Annotated in this window: 6 protein-coding genes; all 6 read left to right on the top strand. The window is 36.9% G+C overall.

What is annotated here, in order from left to right; genetic code table 11:
• The coding region (locus FZ949_RS03585) for an AAA family ATPase (RefSeq protein WP_187424703.1) at positions 1–1,135 on the top strand (1,135 nt) is incomplete at its 5' end.
• 15 nt (positions 1,136–1,150) lie between these two features.
• Positions 1,151–2,056 (top strand): methionyl-tRNA formyltransferase, encoded by a 906-nt coding sequence (gene fmt / locus FZ949_RS03580; RefSeq protein WP_148790141.1) that lies wholly within the window; start codon positions 1,151–1,153, stop codon positions 2,054–2,056.
• A 25-nt stretch (positions 2,057–2,081) separates the two neighbouring features.
• Entirely contained in the window at positions 2,082–2,870 is a 789-nt protein-coding gene (thiD, locus tag FZ949_RS03575) for a bifunctional hydroxymethylpyrimidine kinase/phosphomethylpyrimidine kinase (protein WP_103580393.1), read from the top strand.
• 1 nt (position 2,871) lies between these two features.
• Positions 2,872–3,507, top strand: coding sequence for a biotin--[acetyl-CoA-carboxylase] ligase (locus FZ949_RS03570; RefSeq protein WP_103580394.1), 636 nt, complete (start codon positions 2,872–2,874; stop codon positions 3,505–3,507).
• The gene (locus FZ949_RS03565; protein WP_103580395.1) at positions 3,504–4,286 is read left to right on the top strand and encodes a ParA family protein; all 783 of its coding nucleotides are present in this window, start codon (positions 3,504–3,506) and stop codon (positions 4,284–4,286) included. The genes FZ949_RS03570 and FZ949_RS03565 overlap by 4 nt, the downstream gene beginning before the upstream one ends.
• Before the next feature lie 15 nt (positions 4,287–4,301).
• Positions 4,302–5,120, top strand: an 819-nt coding sequence (locus tag FZ949_RS03560) for a ParB/RepB/Spo0J family partition protein (protein ID WP_148790145.1), incomplete at its 3' end; no start/stop codon positions are given.

The following is a 5,120-nucleotide window of genomic DNA, read 5'->3' as shown; positions in this document are numbered from 1 at the left end:
AATTGAATTAAAATTTTTAGATAAAGACGAATCCTCTGATACTTGGACACACGATAATACTTATAAAAAGTCTTGTGAATCATTAAGGGATGAATTAAAATCAGTGCTTGATAAGTATCAAAACATATCGTTTGATGAAGACGAAATAAGATTGTGCGACATAGAGCAAAAGATTGGTGAACTTAAAAACAGTATAGACACCTATTTAAATAGTATGGGTTATACTCTTGAAAATATAAATGATCTAAAAAAAGCAATATCAAATGTTTCCAATATCGAAACTGAAATAAAATCTTTCAATGATCGAATGAGTAGTATCGAACAAGAGATAGGAGAATTTTTGGTTGCAGATATTGATGGCTATGTAAATGATTTTAAAAATAGTATAGAGGAAGAAATCTCCAAAATCAATAGGTACTTTGCAGGCATAGCAAACAGTAACCCTCAAAATGTTAAAAATATACAAGTGCGTTACTTCTTGGAAGACAATATTATAGATAATGTTATTGATGAATTCCTAAAAATATTTAATCAAAAAATATCTAATACTTCAAGAGATTATTTGCGAGAGGCTGGATACAATAGTGTATTAAAGTCTAAGAATGCTCAAGAATTTATCAAATCCATTTCATACAGGAACTCAAAGTCGTATGATATTTTAATCGATATTTTTTCTTTAGATTTAAATTTTGAAATATATAAACTGCTTATCGAAAAACATTTAAGAGATATTAATCAATATATAATTTTAAAAGTTTTATATGATAATAAAGAATTAGAACGATCTTCGTTTGGTCAAAGGTGCACTGCGGTTATAGTAATACTACTTTCTCTTGGAAATAACCCAATTATAATAGATGAGCCAGAAACGCATTTAGATAGCTTGCTTATAGCAGATTACTTGGTTGAATTAATTAAACAACAAAAGAACGGTAGGCAAATTATTTTTGCGACTCACAATGCTAATTTTGTATTAAATGCCGATGCAGAGCTTATTGTAAAATTAGAGAATATTGATGGATTTAGCACTAGCACCTCTTTTACTATAGAAGATTTAAACCATAGGGAAGATTTGCTAAAACTTGAGGGCGGCAAGGAAGCGTTTAAAAAACGAGAGCAAAAATATGATATTTAGCTTGAGAGGAAAAGAATGAATATAGTTTTTATGGGAACGCCTGATTATGCTGTTAGGATACTTAGGCATCTAAAAGAGGCTGGCTTTAACATAAAAGCGGTCTTTACCCAGCCTGATAAGCCAGTTGGCAGAAAGCAAATTTTAACCCCAAGTGAGGTGAAAATTTACGCTCAAAATGAGCTAGTAGGCGTGCCAGTGCTTACACCAAATACGCTAAAAGATGAGGCGGTGGTTGCCGAGCTAAAGGCATTTGAGCCTAAATTTATCGTGGTGGCAGCTTATGGCAAAATTTTGCCCCAAAGCGTGCTTGACGTGGCGACTTGTATAAATTTACACGCTTCTATCTTGCCAAAATATAGAGGTGCGAGCCCTATACAAAGCGCGATCCTAGCAGGCGAGAAGCAAACTGGCGTCACAGCTATGCTAATGGATGCTGGGCTTGACACTGGCGATATACTAGACTTCATCTACACGCCTTGCGAAAATAAGATGTCAAGCGAGCTTTTTAGTGAGCTAGGCGAGCTTGGCGGCGAGCTAATCGTAAAAGTGCTTAAGAATTTTGAAAATTTTAAACCACAAAAGCAAGATGACACACAAGCTACGCACTGCAAAAAAATAAGTAAAAGCGACGGACTTTTTAGCTTTGATGAAGAGGCGGGGCAAATTTATAATAAATTTCGCGCGCTCACACCTTGGCCAGGGATTTATCTAGCAAGTGGGCTAAAAATTTTATCACTTGGACTAAGCGAAAAAAGTGGCAAAAGCGGAGAAATTTTAAGCATAGAAAAAGATCACGCTGTGGTTGCTTGCAAGGGTGGCGCGGTCAAAATTTACGAGCTTCAAGAGCCAAGCAAAAAGCCAACAAACGCAAAAGCATATATAAATGGTAAGCGTCTTAGTGTTGGCGACAAAATAGAGTAATAATCAAAATTTAATAGGAGAAAATATGAAAAATGCGCTAAGTATAGCAGGCGTTGATCCAAGCGGCGGAGCTGGAGTTTTAGCTGATATAAAGGTCTTTATAGCACACGGCATCTATGCGATGGGAGCGATTACGGCGGTCACTGCTCAAAATACAAAGGGCATATTTGGCATGCAGCTAGTTGATACTAAGCTCATCGAGGATCAGATCAAGGCGATATTTGATGATATAAGAGTTGATGTGATAAAAATAGGCGTCGTCCCAAGCGTTGAGATCATCAAAAGCGTCGCAAAAACGCTAAGAGAGATCAAAAATTTACCACCAGTCGTGCTTGATCCTGTTATGAGCTGTAAAAATGGCGATATCTGGCTAGAAGGCGCTGCAAAAGACGCGATCGTAGAGGAGCTTTTCCCGCTTGCTAGCGTGATCACGCCAAATATCTTTGAAGCACGTGAAATTTTAAAGCGTGAGCTAAAGGGCGAGAGCGAGCTAAAAGAGGCTTGCAAGGAGCTTTTGAAATTTGGCACAAAGAGCGTTTATCTAAAGTGTGGCGAGCTTGACGGCAAGTCGCTTGATATATTTTATGATGGCAGCGAGTATGAAATCTTTAGCGATGAGCGCATAAAAACGACTGCGACACATGGCTCAGGCTGCTCGCTATCAAGCGCGATCGCTTCAAATTTAGCAAATGACTATAGTTTAAAAGAGAGCGTGAAAAATGCGCATGATTATATCTTTAATGCTATTAAAAACGCAGTCATCATTGGCGGCGGACAAAATCCGGTAAATCACTTCTATAAATTTAAGGTGTGATTTGAAGGTTGAGTTTATCCAAAGCCTGCCTTCGACGCAGGAATTTTTGATAGATGCCCTAAAAAACGGCGAGATAAAGCCTCCGCACATGGTCGTGGCGTACAATCAAACAAAAGGGGTCGGCAGCCGTGGCAACAGCTGGGATGGGCTTGGTGGAAATTTGTTTATGTCATTTTGCATAAGTGAAGATGAACTGCCAAGCGACATACCTCCGCCCTCGATCTCGATATATTTTTCTATGTTGATGCGTGAAGTCTTGAGTGAGCTTGGCTCAAAATGCTGGCTAAAATGGCCAAATGATTTTTACGTGGATGAGCGCAAAATAGGTGGCACTTTGACAAATAAAGTGGATGAAATTTACATTTGTGGCATGGGGATAAATTTAGCTAGCGCGCCCGAAAATGCGGGCATTTTAGACATAAAAGCTAGCGTAGATGAGCTGGTTTGGGGCTTTGTTAGCATGCTTGATAAAAAGATTTTATGGAAGCCAATTTTTAGCAAATTTAGGATAGACTTTTGCAAGTCAAAAAGTTTTATTACGCATATTGCAAATAGAGCTGTTTCGCTTCAGGATGCTGAAATTTGCGAGGATGGAGCGATATTATTAAACGGGGAAAAGGTATATTCGTTAAGATGAGCGAGATAATAACAATAGCTAATCAAAAAGGCGGCGTTGGCAAGACCACAACAGCCGTAAATTTAGCTGCATCGCTGGCAGTTGCTGAGAAAAAAGTATTATTAATAGACATCGATCCACAGGCAAACGCGACGACTGGACTTGGTTTTAGCAGAAGTGACTATGAGTTTAATATCTATCACGTATTAACAGATAGAAAAAAGCTCTCGCAAATCGTGTTAAAAACTGAGATCCCAACACTTTTTTTAGCTCCATCAAACATTGGACTTGTCGGCATCGAGCAAGAATTTAACGATCAAAATAAGGATTATAAACTAATCCTTAAAAATAAAATTTCAGAAGTTGTAAACGACTATGATTTTATCATCATCGATAGTCCTCCAGCACTTGGTAGCATCACGATAAATGCTCTTAGTGCAAGTGATAGTGTTATCATCCCGATTCAATGTGAATTTTACGCACTTGAAGGCTTGGCTCAAATTTTAAATACGGTTAAGATTATTAAGAAGACAATAAATCCAAAGCTAAATATAAAGGGCTTTTTGCCGACTATGTTTAGTTCGCAAAATAATCTCTCAAAAGAGACAATTGCAAATTTAAAACAGCATTTTGAAAACAAGCTCTTTAAAAGTAAAGACAGCAAGGATGAATTTGTGGTCGTTCCAAGAAATGTGAAACTTGCTGAAAGCCCAAGTTTTGGTAAGCCAGTGATACTTTATGATATAAAATCGCCTGGCTCGATCGCGTATCAAAATTTGGCATATTGTATTTTAAACTAAAAAATAAGGAAAAAAATGGCTAAAAAAGGTGGATTAGGGCGAGGACTTAGCGCGATACTTGAAGATGTAGAGCAAGCCTACAGCAAAGAGATTGCAAATTTAAATGACTCTGAGATAGTCGAAGAGATAAATATAGATGAAATTTTACCAAACCCATACCAGCCAAGAACACATTTTGACGAGGAAGCTTTAAAAGAGCTAAGTGCCAGTATTAAAAGGCACGGACTGATCCAGCCAATAATCGTCATCAAAAAAGATGATGGCTATATGTTAATAGCTGGCGAGCGCAGATACCGCGCTACAAAGATGCTTGGAGCAAGCAAGATAAAGGCAATCATCGCTGATATCAAGTCTCAAAATTTAAGAGAGCTTGCGCTTATCGAAAATATCCAACGTGAAAATTTAAATCCAATCGAACTTGCAAAGTCGTATAAAGAGCTCATAAATGAGTATAAGATCACACAAGATGGCTTGGCAAATATCATTCATAAAAGTAGAACTCAAATAACAAATACGATGAGGCTTTTACTTCTTAGCGACTACACACAAAAACTTTTACAAGAAGATAAGCTAACGCAAGGTCACGCTAAAGTTATAGTTGGACTTAGTACTGAAGAAGAAAAGATGGTTGTTGATACGATTATTGGTCAAAAGCTAAGCGTTAGAGACACAGAAATTTTAGTAAAAAAGATAAAAAATAAGGAAGAGATAAAAGACAAAAAGCCAAAAATTTCTGAGGAAATGAGTAAAAAACTATCAAATTTACAAGAAATTTTTAAAAATTTAAAGATAAAGACAAAAGTAAAATCTAGCAATCTAGTTTTAGAATTTAAT

The sequence above is a fragment of the Campylobacter concisus genome (assembly GCF_902460545.1).
In the GTDB taxonomy this organism is placed as follows: domain Bacteria; phylum Campylobacterota; class Campylobacteria; order Campylobacterales; family Campylobacteraceae; genus Campylobacter_A; species Campylobacter_A concisus_AE.
Note: the sequence above shows the minus strand (reverse complement) of the source record. Positions and strands in the feature narration are given on the sequence as shown.

What these genes read in the sequence shown, in the direction of transcription:
- fmt (WP_148790141.1), top strand. Translation starts at nt 1,151, where the DNA reads ATGAATATAGTTTTTATGGGAACGCCTGATTATGCTGTTAGGATACTT.
- thiD (WP_103580393.1), top strand. Translation starts at nt 2,082, where the DNA reads ATGAAAAATGCGCTAAGTATAGCAGGCGTTGATCCAAGCGGCGGAGCT.
- FZ949_RS03565 (WP_103580395.1), top strand. Translation starts at nt 3,504, where the DNA reads ATGAGCGAGATAATAACAATAGCTAATCAAAAAGGCGGCGTTGGCAAG.